Origin of the sequence: Streptomyces wuyuanensis, from assembly GCF_900103455.1 — a bacterium.
GTDB classification, from domain to species: Bacteria; Actinomycetota; Actinomycetes; order Streptomycetales; family Streptomycetaceae; genus Streptomyces; species Streptomyces wuyuanensis.
The window spans coordinates 65,150-81,410 of sequence record NZ_FNHI01000011.1; the positions used below are offsets into that span (position 1 = coordinate 65,150).

At 74.4% G+C, this 16,261-nt stretch carries 12 protein-coding genes; 3 read left to right on the forward strand and 9 right to left on the reverse strand.

What is annotated here, in order from left to right; all coding sequences use genetic code 11:
* Positions 1-2: 2 nt before the first annotated feature.
* From BLT82_RS17460 to hutI, 5 genes are all read right to left on the reverse strand, one after another.
* Entirely contained in the window at positions 3-1,907 is a 1,905-nt protein-coding gene (locus BLT82_RS17460) for a hypothetical protein (protein ID WP_093655822.1), read from the reverse strand.
* 108 nt (positions 1,908-2,015) lie between these two features.
* Positions 2,016-2,795: a polysaccharide deacetylase family protein gene (locus tag BLT82_RS17465; protein WP_093656134.1), complete on the reverse strand. Its 780-nt coding sequence runs from the start codon at positions 2,793-2,795 to the stop codon at positions 2,016-2,018.
* A gap of 89 nt (positions 2,796-2,884) precedes the next feature.
* Positions 2,885-4,276 carry a glycosyltransferase family 2 protein gene (locus BLT82_RS17470; protein ID WP_093655824.1) on the reverse strand — a complete coding sequence of 464 codons (1,392 nt, stop codon included), beginning with the start codon at positions 4,274-4,276 and terminating at the stop codon, positions 2,885-2,887.
* A 122-nt stretch (positions 4,277-4,398) separates the two neighbouring features.
* The gene (locus tag BLT82_RS17475) at positions 4,399-5,475 is read right to left on the reverse strand and encodes a GNAT family N-acetyltransferase (protein ID WP_093655826.1); all 1,077 of its coding nucleotides are present in this window, start codon (positions 5,473-5,475) and stop codon (positions 4,399-4,401) included.
* A 301-nt stretch (positions 5,476-5,776) separates the two neighbouring features.
* Positions 5,777-6,946, reverse strand: a complete 1,170-nt coding sequence (gene hutI, locus BLT82_RS17480; protein WP_093655828.1) for an imidazolonepropionase — start codon at positions 6,944-6,946, stop codon at positions 5,777-5,779.
* A 126-nt stretch (positions 6,947-7,072) separates the two neighbouring features.
* Here hutI and BLT82_RS17485 point away from each other — a divergent pair, with 126 nt between their 5' ends.
* Positions 7,073-8,395, forward strand: a complete 1,323-nt coding sequence (locus BLT82_RS17485) for a hypothetical protein (protein ID WP_093655830.1) — start codon at positions 7,073-7,075, stop codon at positions 8,393-8,395.
* A gap of 66 nt (positions 8,396-8,461) precedes the next feature.
* Here the strand turns inward: BLT82_RS17485 and BLT82_RS17490 are convergent, their stop codons facing one another.
* The 4 genes from BLT82_RS17490 to hutU all read right to left on the reverse strand — a co-directional run bounded on the left by BLT82_RS17490 (position 8,462) and on the right by hutU (position 14,027).
* On the reverse strand, positions 8,462-8,893 hold the full coding sequence (locus tag BLT82_RS17490) for a PPOX class F420-dependent oxidoreductase (protein WP_093655832.1): 432 nt from the start codon (positions 8,891-8,893) through the stop codon (positions 8,462-8,464).
* An 846-nt stretch (positions 8,894-9,739) separates the two neighbouring features.
* Complete coding sequence (locus BLT82_RS17495) at positions 9,740-11,092, reverse strand: formimidoylglutamate deiminase (RefSeq protein WP_093655835.1); 1,353 nt, start codon at positions 11,090-11,092, stop codon at positions 9,740-9,742.
* Positions 11,083-12,273, reverse strand: coding sequence for an allantoate amidohydrolase (locus BLT82_RS17500; protein ID WP_093656136.1), 1,191 nt, complete (start codon positions 12,271-12,273; stop codon positions 11,083-11,085). The genes BLT82_RS17495 and BLT82_RS17500 overlap by 10 nt, the downstream gene beginning before the upstream one ends.
* Positions 12,274-12,362: 89 nt before the next feature.
* Positions 12,363-14,027, reverse strand: a complete 1,665-nt coding sequence (gene hutU / locus BLT82_RS17505) for a urocanate hydratase (RefSeq protein WP_093655836.1) — start codon at positions 14,025-14,027, stop codon at positions 12,363-12,365.
* A gap of 267 nt (positions 14,028-14,294) precedes the next feature.
* On the opposite strand from hutU, the gene BLT82_RS17510 reads away from it, so the two are divergent.
* Together BLT82_RS17510 and BLT82_RS17515 are read left to right on the forward strand one after the other, a co-directional pair.
* Entirely contained in the window at positions 14,295-15,632 is a 1,338-nt protein-coding gene (locus BLT82_RS17510) for a type III PLP-dependent enzyme domain-containing protein (RefSeq protein ID WP_093655838.1), read from the forward strand.
* A 36-nt stretch (positions 15,633-15,668) separates the two neighbouring features.
* A complete protein-coding gene (locus BLT82_RS17515) occupies positions 15,669-16,133 on the forward strand; it encodes an SRPBCC family protein (protein ID WP_093655840.1) in 465 nt (154 codons plus the stop codon).
* Positions 16,134-16,261 lie beyond the last annotated feature (128 nt).

Sequence of the window (16,261 nt, forward strand, 5' to 3'; positions counted from 1 at the left end):
CTTCACCTCGCTGGTGATCGGTATTCGAGTACGACGCCGTAAGGGTGTTCCTCGACGACGGTGAAGAGCGGGGACGCGGCCAGCTCGCTTCGCAGCGTCGCGAAGCCGCCGGGAGGAAGCAGCCCCTCGCCGGCCGTGTAGACGTCCTGGGTGCGGGTGAGGATGACGTACGCCCGCGTCCCCGGGGGGATGCCGTCGGCCAGATGGCGGGCCGGGTCGGCGAGCATCCGCTCGTTCTCGGGGAGCTCCTGCTCGGCGAAGAACCAGTGCTCCAGCCGGTCGTAGCGGTGGAGCGCCTTCGGGAAGGACCCGGTGGCCGCGAGGATGAGGCTTCCCTCGGGGGCCCGGTCGACGGCCCGGGTGACCAGTGCCGTCTCGGCGGGCGGGGTGTAGTTCATCGTCTCCTTGCCGTAGTACGACGGCAGGAATCCGGCGGCGAGCACGACCAGCGTCACGGGCAGCGCGACGGCGGCGAGACGCCGGCGCACGGCCCTGGCCCGGGCCGAGGCGCCCCGTGCGGCGCCGGCGGCCGGGACGAGGGCCGCGGCGGCGAAGAACGCGGCGCCCGGCAGTCCGAACAGATAGACGCGGAAGAGCATTTCGCCGCCGTAGTCGTTCACGGCGAACAGCGGGAGCGGCGCCGCGGACACCAGCAGCAGCGGCAGCGCGCTGCGGGCCAGCCTGCGGCGCGCGAGGACGGCGACGGCGGCGAGCGCGGCGATCGCGAGCACCATCAGGACGTTGGCCTGCCCGGCGAGTTCGGGTCCGGGGCCGGTGAGCCGGCCGGCGTATCCGGCACGGGAGTTGCGGGTCAGTTCGCCGAGGGACTCGCGCAGGGTGCCGAGCGTCTCGGTGAACAGCGGCCGGCCCATGGTCAGGTCCCAGGCCAGCATCAGCGCCCCCGCGACCGCGAGGAGCCCGTAGTTGCGGTAGCGGCGGGTGAAGAGGAGGGCGAACAGCGAAACGCACAGCATCACCGGGGTCAGCTGGTGCGAGGCGTTGATCGCCACGATCAGCGGGGCGAGGATCAGCACGCAGACGGCGCGCTGGCGCCGGCCGGTCGGCGGCGGCACGGCGGCCGCGGCGGGGTCGAGAAACGTCCGGTCGCGCAGCCGTCCCGCCGACCCCGGCAGCACGAAGTGGCGCAGTACCACGGCCAGTACGGTCAGATGCAGGATGTACGCGAAGCCCTGCGGGGCGAGGTAGTCCTGACCGACCCAGTTGGCGAGCTGGAAGATCCAGACGCCGGCCCACACCAGCCGCCAGTCCTCGGTGAAGGTCCGGTAGAGCAGCACGAGCACGGGCATGAGCAGCAGCCCCAGCAGCACCGGCGCCCAGTTGAGGTACACGGCGGCGCTCTCGACGCCGAAGGCGCGCACCAGGGCGGCGTTGAGGCCGAAGAAGCCGGGCCACTGGTCGTAGGCCGACATGTTCCCGGACAGTGCCGCGTAGGGCCGCAGTTCGCCGTTGGCGAGGAGGGCGTCGACGACGGCGTCGTGCTTGGAGGCCCACGGGTAGCGCACCGAGTCGTACAGCACCGCGGGCGGGGCCTTGAGTGCGAACAGCATCGCCGCGCAGTACGCGGCGGGCCACCAGGGCGAGGTTCCCGCGCGCCGCAGCGCGAGCAGGAAACCGCCGGTGAGCACCAGGAGCGCGACGAAGAACACGACCGGCAGCCGGTCGAGGAGCCCGTACTCCCCCATCGTCCGGAAGCCGATGCGCGGCAGTGCGTACACCCACAGGCCGACGCCCAGGAACAGCGGGAGCGAGGCGAGGCCGGGCAGGGGCGGCCGCCTCCGCGGGCGGGCCCCGGCTTCGGGGGGCGGCCGGTGGTCGTCCCCGGTCCCTTTCGCGGGCGGCAGCGTGCTGCTCCCGGTGACCGGTGTGGGCACGCTCTGCTGCTGCACCGTGCGACTCCCCCCACGGATGTGGGCGCGGCTGTCAGGCCGCTGTCCCCTTCAGCGAAGTATAGGAACCTGGTTCGGTTTTGGGCGGCTCTCGACCATCTTCGCCCGTCACCCGGCGAATGCGGGGCCCTTCACGGCAGCCCGCATCCTTCGGTAGAGCCGCCAGCCCATGGTGGGCAGCGAGTCCGGGTAGGGGGCGACCCGCGCCCCCGTGCCGTCCATCCACGCCTCGACGTCGGCGGCGGTGTGGCCGCGGCGCAGGATGAGCCGGGCGATCCGGTACGCCTCGTCGGTCTCCGAGCTGAGCGCGTGGCGCACGGCGACGGCGGACTCGTACCCGGCCGCCCGGGCGGCCCGGCGCACGGCCGGGCTGTTGTAGCCGTGCGGATAGGCGAGATGGCGCACCTCGTGGCCCAGGGTGTCCTCCAGGACGGCCTTGGAGTGGCGCAGTTCATACCGCAGCCGCCGGGCGCCGAGCGTGTCGAGCTGGGCATGGGTGACGGTGTGGCCGCCGACCTCCATGCCGTACTGCTCCAGCAGCGGCGCCTGGGCGAGCGTCATCATCGGCGCCGGCGGCAGCAGGCTGCGGAGCCCCGGGGTGATGGCGCCGGTGGTGAGGTACGCGGTGGCGGGCAGACCGCGGGCGGCGAGCGCCTCGGCGGTGGGTCCCGGCAGGTCGGCGAAGCCGTCGTCGAAGGTGAGGACGACGGGCCGGGGCGGCAGGGGCGCGCCGCGTCCGGCGAGATGGTCGGCGAGGGCGCTGATCCTGATCGGCGTACGGCCGGCGGCGACGACGGCGTCGAGCTGGGCGGCGAACTTCCGGGGGCTGACGGTGAACTCGGCGATCCAGTCCGGCGGGTCGTCCATGACGGCGTGGTAGAGCAGCACGGGAATGCGGCCTTCCCGGCGCTCGCCGGGATCCGGGGCCGCGCGGGTCTCGTGCGGTGCGTCGGCTCCGTGTCGTGCGTGTGGTGCCGTCATCTCTCCTCCCAGGGGAGCGGCAGTCCGCGGACCCGGCGGCGGGCCCTGACGTATCCGAGGGGTCCGGCAAGCATCCCGCGCCGCTCCAGCCGGGAGAGGCTGCGCGGCCAGGGGTGGCTCGCGGTCCCGTGCTCCCCGGGCACGCCCCGGGCGCCGTCGCGGTGCGCCGTCATCGTCCGGGCGTGGGCGAGGCCGCGGGGCAGCCGCGCGAGCAGTGTCGGAAGCAGGCCGGGCCGGCGGGCGACGAGCGCGGTGAGGTACGCGGTGAGGCCGGCGCCGTAGCCGAACGCCTGGTTCCGCAGGTCTCGTTCGGTCTCCCGGTGGTGGTGCCAGACCAGCGCGTCCGGCGTGTACCGCAGCCGGTGGCCGTCGGCGAGGATCCGCACGAACGCGTAGAGGTCGTCACCGCCCCGGGCCGCGGTGCCGGTGCCGGTCGCCGGGTCGAATCCACCCGCCGCCCTGAGCGCCCTGGCGCGGAAGGCCATGTTGGCGCCGGAGCCGAAGCGGCCCGCGGTGAACGGGAACAGCGGCTCGTCGGCGGGCGGCCGCGCCGGGTCGTAGGTGCGGGGAGCGAAGCCCTTGGCGAAGCCGCCGTGGCTCTCCAGCAGGATCTGGGCGGGCGTGGTGAGCCGCGCCGGGAGGATCAGTCCCGTGACGCAGCCGATGCGGGGGTCCTCCGCGAACGGCGCCGTGAGCGCGGTCAGCCAGTGCGGATCGGCCACGACGTCGTCGTCGGTGAAGGCCAGCACGGTGCCGTCGGCGGCGGCGACACCGCGGTTGTGGGCGACGGCGAGGCCGGGCACGGGCTCGAGCACGTACCGCACCCGCTCGCCGTACTTGCGCTCGATCAGCTCCCGGGTGGCGCCGGTCAGGGGCGCGTTGTCGACGACGACGACCTCGAAGTCCGGATGGTCCTGGGCGAGCAGCGAGTCCAGGGCGCGGGCGAGCCGGCCGGGGCGCTCACGGGTGGCGACGACGACGCTGGTCCGGGTCGGACCGGCCCGGCACCCTTCCCTCCCGGGAGCCGCGGGGGCCTCGGGGCGCCTGGACGCCCTGGCGGCCCCGGGGCTTCCCGGGTCCTGCGCGACGCGATGGCGGGCGGCGTCTCCGGGCGACGGGCGCCGCGCGGGGGGCGGAGCCAGGCGGTCCCGGGCCGCTGCGGCCAGGACCTCCGCCGGGTCCGCCCCATCCGGCACGGTCGCGGTGAGCGTGCCGACGGGGCGGCCCCGGTGCCGTACGAGTACGAACACCTCCCCCGGTCCGACCGGGGCACCGCCCGGTCCGGGGCGCAGGGCGAGCACACCGGGGGCGGGGGCGCCCCGGACCCCGTGGGGCCCCGCGTGCGGCGGAGGTTCGAGCGAGTCGAGGTCGAGCTCGGCGACCTGCATCGCGCGCGGTCGCGGCGGGGCGGGTGGGGTGTGCGGCATCGAGGTCTCCCCGGGTGGTGTCGTCGGACCCTTGGCGGTGCGGTACGGGCGCCGTGCGGCCCGGTGCGGTGCGCCGCGGCCGGTCAGTCGCCCCGCAGCCGGCCTATCCGGCCGAGCGTCCGCTGGGCGTACCCGGCGAGCCGGGGCCGGCTGCGCACGAAGCTGTGGGCGCGCCGCCCCGGCTCACGGCTCAGCCGGTGGAGGGCCGCCCCCGGGCCGGGCAGGACGGACGAGCCCTCACGGACCCGCAGTTCACCGGTCTTCAGGGCGTCCTTGTACTCGGCGGCGCCGCGGCCGAGGTCGAGCATCCCGATGCCCGCCGCCGCTGCGGCCTCGGCCATCCGCAGGTGCAGGACCAGCCCCGGCGAGTACTTGGCGTACTCGGTGTCGTAGGCCGGGAACCAGCAGGACAGCACCGTGCGCGAGCGCAGCCCGAAGTGCGCCGCGACGGGACGCTCCCCCGCGTACAGCACGGACAGCACGCCGGAGCAGCCCGGTGTGCGGGTGTCGTGCAGCCGTCGCACGAGCGTGCTGATCCACTCCTGGGCGAAGCGGTCCCTGCGTCCGGTCCTCCGGTACTGGGCGGACTTCCAGGCCATGAGCGTGCGCAGCGCCGAGGGGTCCCGCTCGTCGAAGACGAACCGCACCTCGCCGGCCTGGCGGCCCAGCTTGCGCTCCTTGGCCGTGGTGGTCCTGAAGAACTTGGGCGACCGGTCCCGCAGCCGCTCCTCGTAGGCCGCGTACCCCTCGCCCACGTCGATCACCGGTGAGGCGAACTCCTCGGCGCTGCCCGGCTCGAACAGGCCCTGCCCCGCCTCCAGGTTGTCGAACTCCCAGACGGAGAGCGAGCAGGCCCTCAGCAGCTCACGCGCGGAGAGGCGCAGCCCGGGCCGCAGCACGGCCCCCTGGCAGTCGGAGACGCCGAGCCCGATGGCCCGGCCGTGTCCGAACGGGCCCTTCTCGTAGGGGAAGAAACCGGCCGGGACCCCGTCGTCCTCGACGACCGCGACCCTGGCGCGCGGCCGCACCCCGGCGACGGCCAGGGTGAATTCCGGTTCCATGAAAGGACTGGCGGGCGCACCGGACTTGGCGCGCAGTTCACGCCAGGACTCGGCCTCCCCCTCGTCCAGTTCCCCGGGCCTGACGACACGAATGTGCACACCGCTCAACTCGACCCCCGGTCTCCCCCTTGAGCTTCCCCGGACAGGACGGTACCGGCCGAAATCGCCCCGCAACAGGGAGTGAAGGTCAAGCCGTGACCAACACGGTAAGAGGTGTGAAGTCCTGTGAAAGGCGGTGCCAATGGGGCGAAGCGGGGACGCCGCTCGGGGGTGCTCCCGCCCCGGGACCGGTTCACCGTCGCACGCGGACCCGACCGTCCTCGGCCCGCCCGCGACGACGGGGCCGCCATCGCCCAGACCGCGACGGCGACCGGAGGGACTCGTCCCCTCAGGGGCGGGCTCAGACCGCTCGCGTCCCCCGTCGCCACACCTCGCGGACCAGCGGGACACCCGGGCGGTAGGCGAGATGGACGTGGCTCGGCGCGTCGAGGACGGCGAGGTCGGCGCGGGCGCCCGGTGAGAGACGGCCGATGTCGGTGCGGCGCAGCGCCGCGGCACCGCCCGCCGTGGCGGACCAGACGGCCTCGTCCGGCGTCATCCCCATGTCCCTGACCGCCAGGGCGATGCAGAACGGCACGGAGGAGGTGAACGACGAGCCGGGGTTGCAGTCGGTCGACAGCGCGACGGTCACGCCCGCGTCGAGCAGCCGGCGGGCGTCGGGCCACTCGGCGCGGGTGGAGAACTCGGCGCCGGGCAGCAGGGTCGCGACGGTGCTGCCGCTCGCGAGGGCGTCGACGTCCGCCTGGGTGAGGTGGGTGCAGTGGTCGGCGGACGCCGCGTCCAGCTCGACGGCGAGCTGCACGCCGGGGCCGTAGGTGAGCTGGTTGGCGTGCACGCGCGGAACGAGGCCCTTCGCCATGCCCGCGGTGAGGACCGCACGGGCCTGGTCCCCGTCGAACGCGCCCTTCTCGCAGAACACGTCGACCCAGCGGGCGTGCGGGGCGCACGCGTCGAGCATCTCGCCGGTGACGAGCTCGACGTACGCGGCCGGGTCTTCGGCGAAGTCCGGGGACACGATGTGGGCACCGAGGTAGGTCACCTCCTCGGTGTGCCGCGCGGCGATGCGCAGGGCACGCGCCTCGTCCGCCACGGTGAGCCCGTACCCGGACTTGGTCTCGAAGGTGGTGGTCCCCTGGCGCAGCGCCTCGTCGAGGTAGTGCGTGAGGTTGGCCTCGAGTTCCTCGTCCGTGGCGGCGCGGGTCGCGGCGACGGTGGTCCTGATCCCGCCCGCCGAGTAGGCGCGGCCGGACATGCGTGCGTTGAACTCGGCGGTGCGGTCACCCGCGAACACGAGATGCGAGTGCGAGTCCACGAATCCCGGGATCACGGCGCGACCGCCCGCGTCATGGCGCTCGTCGGCGTCCGGGGCGTCGGCGGCGCGGCCGGCCCAGGCGACGGTGCCGCCGTCGAGGACGAGGGCCGCGTCCTCGATCAGACCGAGGGGGCCGTCACCGAGGGCGGGGTCGTTGGTGACGAGGGTGCCGATGCGGGTGATGAGAGTGCTGCTCATGGTTCCTCTCCGTGGCCTTTCGTCCCCCTACGGAGAGGGGCACACCGTGACGGGCCCCATGCTTCCACAGCCGCCCGTCACCGCGGCCCCGGCCGGCCCCCGGAGGCCCGGGTAGGGTCACTGGCCATGCACGGACCCCGATCGGCCTCGCGAGGACGCAGCCTGCTGCGCCGGTCCGGCCGGCTGCTCGCCGCGCTGGTGAGCCTCTGCGCGCTGGCCGGCACGGTGCGGCTCGTCGCCCCCGCCACCGCGGGGCCGGACGATGAACCACCCGGCGTGGCACGCCAGTTGGCGTTCATACGCTCGGCCCTGGACGAGGGTGCCGGCGACGAGGCGCAGGGCCTCTTCCCCGAGGGGTACTTCTTCCTCCACGCGCTGTACGGCCTGGCCGAGGTCGAGCTCGGGATGCGCGAACCGGCCGGTGAGCGGGCGGACGGACTGCGGGAGGCGCGCTGGGCGCTGGGGCGGCTGGACTCGCCGGCCGGGCGGGCGCCCTTCAGCGCGGAGCTCGTCCCGTCGTACGGCGTCTTCCACCGCGGCTGGACCAACTGGCTGCGCGGCGGGGTGCTGGCCCTGCAGCCGGCGGCGGACCGCGACCCGGCGGAGGTGCGCCGCTTCGCCGCGGACTCCGCAGCACTCGCGGCCGCGTTCGACGCTTCGGAGTTCCCGTATCTGGAGGCCTACCCGGGGCAGGCGTGGCCGGTGGACTCCACCGTGGCGATGGCCTCGCTGCGGCTCCACGACACGCTGCTGCCGCCCCGGTACGCGGGGACGGCCGACCGCTGGCTCCGCGGGGTGCGCGAGCGGCTCGATCCCCGGACCGGGCTCCTGCCGCACCGGGTCGACCCGGCCACCGGAGCCCCGGCCGAGGTGGCGAGGGGGACCTCGCAGAGCGTGATCCACCGCTTCCTGGTGGACATCGACCCCGACTTCGCGCGCGAGCAGTACCTGCGCTTCCGCGACCGGTACGTCGCCACGCCACTCGGTCTCGGTCCCGCCGTCCGGGAGTACCCCGCAGGCACCGACGGCCCGGCCGACGTCGACTCCGGCCCGCTGCCGCTGGGGGTGAGCCTGTCGGCGTCGGTGGTCACCGCGGGCGCGGCCCAGGTCCACGGCGACACCGCGCTCGCCGAGGGCCTGGCGAACCACGGCGAACTGCTGGGCGTACCCGTCGACACCCCGTGGACCAAGCGGTACGCGTTCGGCCTTCTCCCGATCGGTGACGCCTTCGTGGCGTGGTCGAAGACCGCGCGCCCCTGGGTGACGGACTCACCCTCCCCGCCACCGCCGGCCCTGTCGTGGTGGTGGCGGCTGCCACTGCTCACGCTGCTGGCCGTGGTCGCGGTCCTCCCCTGGGTCCCGGCGGCGGTGCGCCGCTTCCGGGGGCGGCGCGAAGCGCAGGCGGGCGACGCGGTGAGGTTCCCGGCACCGGAGCCCCGAGCGGGCTGAACACGCCTCAGCGGCCCGGGGCGCCGGGCCGCCCTGGCTGCCGGGGCCGGGCCGGGCCGGCGCATGTCAGACGATCTTCGATCCGTACACGTGGTCGACCGGCATCGTCATGAGCACCCTGCGGTCGGACACCATCACCGACCGGTACTCGTCCCAGTCCGGGTGCTCACCGGCGGCGCGGCGGTAGTACGCCACCAGCGCCTCCACCTCGGGACCGTGGGGGTCGGTGCCCGGCCCGGTGAGGGTCACCGTGCCCTCGGCCGTCGCCCAGGCCCAGCCGTCGGGGCTGGTCACCTCGAGCGCGGCGCGCGGGTCCCGGCGGAGGTTCGCCGTCTTGGCCCGCCCCTCGGTCATCGAGACGTAGAGGACGTCGGCGTCCCGGTCGTAGTAGGGCATGACCGGGGAGAGCTGGGGGCGCCCGTCCGACTTGATGGTGGCCAGGACGCCGAGACGGCTCTCCGCGAGCAGTGTGCGCGGGTCGAACGGGGTGGCGTTCATGTCCGGTGCAACCCCGGCCCGGCCCGGGCCATTCCCGGGGTGTCCGGCCGCCCGGCACCGCCTCCGCCCGACGCGCCGCCGGCCCCTGACCGAGTTGCCCACCTCCGGTGCTCCCGCCGGTTCATGCAGAGTCCCGGGCCGGCGCCGTACGGCCCGAGCGACCGCCCGAAGCCCGGAAAGCCGTGCGCCGGAAACCCGGGAACCGCACGTCCGGACGCCTGTGGCGCAGGCGGTCAACCACCCCATCACCAGGGGAAACGACCCACCACACCCCACCGCGGTGACCTCTCCCCGCGCGTCACTCACGCGGGTGTTCCTGCCCCGGAGCGCTGGATTCCGCCGACGTCCCCAGGGCAAGGTCGGCACGACAACTCCCGCGTATGCCATGGCACATGCAACGGCCCCGGCCGGGACTGGCATCCCGAACGAGGGCCTCACCACCCAGGAAGTAGGGCTTCCCGATGGCTGTCACGCGGCTCAACGCGCGCCGACGCGCCCAGGACCCGGTTCACCGATCGCGCCGCGGCGTCCGTCAGATGACCGAGGCACACACGTCCGGATTCACCGTCGTCGGCAATCACCTCGCCCAGCACCGGGGCCTCTCCTGCCTGGCGATCGGGCTCGCCGTCCACATCCAGTCGCTGCGCGACGGCTCAGCGGTGGACTTCCGCCGCCGGCTGGACCATCTCCACCGGGAACCCGCCCCGTTACGAGTGACCCCGGCCCGTCCCGGGCACCCTGCCTCGGCCCTCACACCCCTGCGCCGTCCCGGACGCCCCGGTGCGCCCGGTGTGCGGGGCCACGGCCCCGGCCCGCGGCACGGTGCCGCACCCCGCACCCGCCCGATCAGCCGCGCAGCGCCGCGATCGCCTGCGACAGCGCCGACGGCACGTCCGGCACCAGGGTGTGGACCCCGTCGCGTACGACGTGACGCCCGGCCACGACCGTGTGGCGGACGTCCGCCGAGGTGGCCGCGAAGACCGCGGTCTCCGCGCCCAGCCGCGGCAGCGGGCCGGCCGTGCGCACCGAGTCCAGCGCGACGGTGGTGAAGTCGGCGAGCGCGCCCGGCTCCAGCGCTCCTGCGTCGCTCCAGCCGAGCGCCGCGTGCCCGTCCGCCGTGGCGGCGCGCAGCAGGGAAGCGGCCGTCCAGTGGCCTCGGGTGCGGGTGCGCAGCCGCTCGTCCATCTCCATCGCGCGGGCTTCCTCCAGGAGGTCGATCACCGCATGGCTGTCGCTGCCGAGCGACAGCGGTGAGCCCGCCCGCTGGAGGTCCTTCGCGGGGCCGATGCCGTCGGCGAGGTCCCGCTCGGTGGTGGGGCACATGCAGGTGCCGGTCCCGCTGTCGCCGAGGAGGCGGATGTCCTCGTCCGTGAGATGGGTGTTGTGGACGCCCGTCGTGTGCCGGCCGAGCACGCCGTGGTCGGCGAGCAGCCGCGCCGGCGTACAGCCGTGCGCCTCGAGGCAGGCGTCGTTCTCGGCCGTCTGCTCGGAGAGATGGACGTGCAGGGGCGCGCCGCGCTCCGCCGCCCAGGCGGCCACCACGGGGAGTTGGGCCGCCGGGACCGCGCGCACGGAGTGGACCGCCGCGCCGATCCGGGCCAGCTCACCGCCCTTGAGGAGGGACACCCGCTCGGCCCACGCCTCGGCCGTGCCGTCGGAGAAACGGAGCTGATGCGGGTTCGGGGGCTCCCCGCCGGGCTTGTTCGAGATCCCCGAGGACAGGTACGCCGTGTCGAGCAGCGTGATGCGGATGCCCGCGTCCGCCGCGGCGGCGATCATCGCCTCGCCCATCGCGTTGGGGTCGGCGTACGGTTTGCCGCCCGGCGCATGGTGCACGTAGTGGAACTCGCCGACGGCGGTGATCCCCGCCAGCGCCATCTCGGCGTACACGGCGCGGGCCAGTGCGTGGTAGTTCTCCGGGGTGAGCCGGGAGGCGACCTGGTACATGAACTCGCGCCAGGTCCAGAAGGTCCCGGAGCCCACCTGCACCAGGCCGCGCAGCGCCCGGTGGAAGGCGTGCGAGTGGGCGTTGGCGAGGCCGGGGACCGTCAGGCCGCGCAGCACCTCGGCACCCGGTTCCGGGGCGTCCGCCCCGGTGCGGACGGCCGTGATCCGGCCGTCCGCGACGTCGAGGGCGACTCCCGGCTCGACGTGCGTGCCCAGCCAGGCGTGCTCCAGCCAGTACGTCGTCACCTGCACGCGAGGCCCTCCAGTACGTCGGCGAGTGCGAGGACCCCGGCGACGCAGTCTTCCTCGGCCGCGTACTCGGCCGGGGAGTGGGAGACGCCCGTCGGGTTCCGTACGAACAGCATGGCGGTCGGCACCGCCGCGGAGAGGATTCCCGCGTCGTGTCCCGCGCCGGTCCCGAGCAGCGGGACCCGTCCGCCCAGCAGTGCGCCGATCTCGTCGCGCAGCGCGTGCCCGAACTCGACGACCGGGGTGAACGACTCCCGTACGACGGCGAGGTCGACGCCGTCGCGCTGGGCGCGGTCCTTGGCGGCCTGCTCGATCGCGGCGACGACCGTGTCGAGGGTGGCCTGGTCGGCGGCGCGCGAGTCGAGCCAGCCGCGCACGAGGGACGGGATGGCGTTGACGCCGTTCGGCTCGACGGAGACCTTGCCGAACGTGGCCACCGCTCCGGCCAGTTCGGCCTCGCGGCGGGCCGCGAGGACGGTCTCCGCGTACGTCAGCATCGGATCGCGGCGGTCGGCGAGGCGGGTGGTGCCGGCGTGGTTGGCCTCGCCCCGGAAGTCGAAGCGCCAGCGGCCGTGCGGCCAGATGGCGCTGGCGATGCCGACGGGGTCGCCGGAGATGTCCAGGGCCCGGCCCTGCTCGACGTGGAGTTCCACGAACGCGCCGACGCGGGCGAGGCGTTCGGGGTCCGCGCCGATGGTCTCCGGGTCGTGGCCGGCGGCCTCCATGGCGGCGGGCAGGCTCACGCCGTCGGCGTCGCGCAGCGCGTACGCCTGCTCCTTGGTCAGCTGCCCGGCCGCGAGGCGGGAGCCGACGCAGGCCAGACCGAAGCGGGCGCCCTCCTCGTCGCCGAAGTTGGTGATCGCGAACGGCCGGGTGAACACGGCTCCCCTGCGGCGGAGTTCGTCGAGCGCCGCGAAGGAGGACACGACGCCGAGGGGGCCGTCGAAGGCCCCGCCGTCGGGTACGGAGTCGAGGTGGGAGCCGGTGACGACGGCGTCCCCGGCGGTGGGGTCGCCCAGCCAGGCCCACTGGTTGCCGTTGCGGTCGGTCTCGTGGGCGAGTCCGCGGGCCTCGGCCTGCTCCCGGAACCAGGCGCGGCACTCGGCGTCGGCGCCGGTCCAGGCGTACCTGCGGTATCCGCCGCTGTCCGCGTCCCGGCCGATGCGCCGCAGATCGGCCCACATCTCCTGGAACGAGCGGGGCCGCGCAGCCGGCGGGCCGCCCGCGGGAGGGGCGTCCGCGAGGTGGCCGCCCGCCCGCGGGTCGTGCACGGTCACCGGGAATCACCCTCCCGCATCGGGACGCGTACGCCCTTCTCCTCGGAGACGGACTCGGCGATGTCGTAGCCGGCGTCGACGTGCCGGATGACGCCCATCCCGGGGTCGTTCGTCAGCACCCGGCGGATCTTCTCGCCGCCGAGCCTGGTCCCGTCCGCGACGGTGACCTGGCCGGCGTGGATGGAGCGGCCCATGCCGACACCGCCGCCGTGGTGGATCGACACCCAGGAGGCGCCGGAGGCCACGTTGACCATGGCGTTCAGCAGCGGCCAGTCGGCGATGGCGTCCGAGCCGTCGAGCATCGCCTCGGTCTCGCGATACGGGGAGGCCACGGAGCCGCAGTCGAGGTGGTCGCGGCCGATGGCCAGCGGCGCCTGGAGCTCTCCGCTCGCGACCATGTCGTTGAAGCGCTCGCCCGCGCGGTCCCGCTCGCCGTAGCCGAGCCAGCAGATGCGGGCCGGAAGGCCCTGGAAGTGGACGCGCTCCCCGGCCATCTTGATCCAGCGGGCCAGGGACTCGTTCTCCGGGAAGAGCTCGAGGATCGCCTTGTCGGTCCTGGCGATGTCGGCGGGGTCGCCGGACAGCGCGGCCCAGCGGAACGGCCCCTTGCCCTCGCAGAAGAGCGGCCGGATGTAGGCGGGGACGAAGCCGGGGAACGCGAACGCCCGGTCGTAGCCGGCCAGCTGTGCCTCACCGCGGATCGAGTTGCCGTAGTCGAAGACCTCGGCGCCCGCGTCCATGAAGCCGACCATGGCCTCGACGTGCCGGGCCATGGACTCGCGGGCGCGGGTGGTGAACCCGGCCGGGTCCTTCGCCGCGTACGAGGCCATGTCGTCGAAGTCGACGCCGACGGGCAGGTACGCCAGCGGGTCGTGCGCGGAGGTCTGGTCGGTGACGACGTCGACGGGCGCGCCCTCGGCGAGCATCCGCGGCAGCAGCTCGGCGGCGTTGCCCAGCAGGCCGATGGAGAGGGGCCGGCGGGCGTCGCGGGCCTCGGTGGCCAGCCGGAGGGCGTGCTCCGGGCTGTCGGCCTTCACATCGAGGTAGCGGTGCTCGATACGGCGCTCGATCGCGCGCGGGTCGCAGTCGATGCAGACGGCCACGCCGTCGTTCATGGTGACGGCGAGCGGCTGGGCGCCGCCCATGCCGCCGAGTCCGGCGGTCAGCGTGATGGTGCCGGCCAGTGTGCCGCCGAACTTCTTGGCCGCCACGGCCGCGAAGGTCTCGTACGTGCCCTGGAGGATGCCCTGGGTGCCGATGTAGATCCAGGAGCCGGCGGTCATCTGGCCGTACATGGTGAGTCCGAGGGCCTCCAGGCGCCGGAACTCCTCCCAGTTCGCCCAGTCGCCGACGAGGTTGGAGTTGGCGATCAGCACGCGCGGCGCCCACTCGTGGGTCTGCATCACGCCGACCGGGCGGCCGGACTGGACGAGCATCGTCTCGTCCTGCTTCAGCGTCCTCAGCGTGCGGACCATCGCGTCGAAGGAGCGCCAGTCGCGGGCGGCCTTGCCGGTGCCGCCGTAGACGACGAGCTTGTCGGGGTGCTCGGCGACCTCCGGGTCGAGGTTGTTCTGGAGCATGCGCAGCGCGGCTTCCTGCTGCCACCCAAGGGCGCTCAGTTCCGTACCACGCGGTGCCCGTACCGGGCGGGGTCCAGACATGCCGATGCCTCCTCGCGGCGTTGATTCATCTATTCACATCCTGGCCCTCTGAATAAATCCAGTCAACAGGGCGCTGCCGGGAAGCCGGCCCGGCGCGGCCGGACCGTGCGGGCACGCGCCGGACAGGGCCCGAATCCACCGGAGGCGCGGCGGCCGGAACCGGGACTGTGCCCCGCGGCCCGGGCGGTGCACGGCAGCCACCGGGCCGAGGGCGGTACCCCGGTACGGGTGGTTCGTCCCCCGCGGACGGATGATTGACTGGCGAACATGGCTTATCTGGCTTCAGACCGTCGTGACCAGGCCGTACGAGCAGCCCTGGAACAGGGCCTGCTCACGGAGACCGACCCCGTCGTCGCGCTTCTCGACATCGCCGGGGTACGGGCCTCGGCCGCCGCGCTGCGGACCGCCTTCGAGGAGATCACCGACGCCCCCGTCCTGCACGCCTTCGCCGTGAAGGCCGCCCCGCTGGTGCCGGTGCTGCGGCTGCTGGACTCCGAGGGCGTCGGCGCGGAGGTCGCGAGCCCCGGTGAGCTCGCGCTGGCACTCGCCGCCGGAGTGCGGCCGGAGCGGATCGTGCTGGACTCGCCCGCCAAGACCCGGGCCGAGCTGACCGAGGCCCTGGACCTCGGGATCGCCGTCAACGCCGACAACCTCCAGGAGCTCGACCGCATCGACGCCCTGGCCGGCTCCGGGGCCGGGCGCGCGTCCGGGCCCGGCGGCTCGCAGCTCGGACTGCGCGTCAACGCCCAGATCGGCGCCGGCGCGATCGGTGCGCTGTCCACGGCCACCGCGACCTCGAAGTTCGGCGTCGCCCTGCGCGACGAGGGCGCCCGCGAGCGCGTCGTGCGGGCGTACCTCGACCGGCCCTGGCTCACCCGGCTGCACACCCACTCCGGCTCGCAGGGGCTGGGGCTGGAGCTCATGACGCAGGGCGTGCGGGCCGTGTACGAGCTGGCCGAGGAGATCAACGCGGCCGCCGGGCGGCAGCAGATCGACACCGTGGACATCGGCGGCGGGCTGCCGGTCAACTTCGCCTCCGACGAGGAGACTCCGACCTTCGCCGACTACGCCCGGGCACTGCGGGACACGGTCCCCGGACTGTTCGACGGCCGCTACGGGCTGGTCACGGAGTTCGGCCGGTCGCTGCTCGCCAAGCACGGCACGGTCCTCACCCGCGTCGAGTACACCAAGACCACCGGCGGCCGGCCCATCGCCGTCACCCATGCGGGCGTCCAGGTCGCCACCCGCACCGTCTACGACCCGGCCTCCTGGCCGCTGCGGATCGTCGCGTACGACGCGAAGGGCGCGCCGAGGACCGGTGACGACGTGGTCCAGGACGTCGCGGGCCCGGCCTGCTTCGCCGGCGACCTGCTGGCGGAGGCGCGGGCGCTGCCCCTGCTGGAGCCGGGCGACGTGATCGCCGCGCTCGACACCGGGGCGTACTACTTCAGCAGCCACTACGCCTACAACAGCCTGGCCCGGCCGGGCATCCACGGCTTCCACGCGGATCCCGGCGGCGTCCGGTTCTCGACCGTGCGGGCGCCGCAGACGATCGCCGGGATCGTGGCCGAGTCGGGCGGTGACCGGCCGGACGCGCTGCTGTAGCGGGCGACTGTCGTACCCCGGTGGTTCCATGGAGCCATGACCAGCAGAAGTGTCGTCGTAGAGCGGCGCATCGCCGCGCCCGCAGCCCGCGTCTGGGGCGCGCTGACCGATGTCGAGGGCTCCCAGCGGGTGCTGAGCGGCGTGGAGCGCATCGAGAAGCTGACGGAGGGCCCCTTCGGCGTCGGCACCCGCTGGCGCGAGACCCGGCGGATGTTCGGCAAGGAGGCAACCGAGGAGATGCGGGTGACGGCCAGTGAGCCGACCGAGCGCTTCGTCGTCGAGGCCGACAGCCACGGCACGCACTACGTGTCGGAGTTCGCGCTGCGCGCCGACGGCCCGGAGACGACGACGGTCAGGATGACGTTCTCCGGCAGCACACCCGGAGGCGTCACCGGGCTGCTCGCCAAGGTGCTCGGCCCGCTGGGCGAGCGGGCGGTGGCCAAGGCCGTCGCCAAGGACCTCGCCGACGTCGCAGCCGCGGTGGAGGCGCGCGGCAACTGACGGCGGGCGCCGGACACCGCCGCGGCCGAAGGGCGCAGGCCCTCGGCGGACACCTCCCCCCGCGACCCGCCGGGCACCGGCCCGCACCCCGGACGGACCAGCCGCCCGGCGCGCCGCAGGCATCAAGG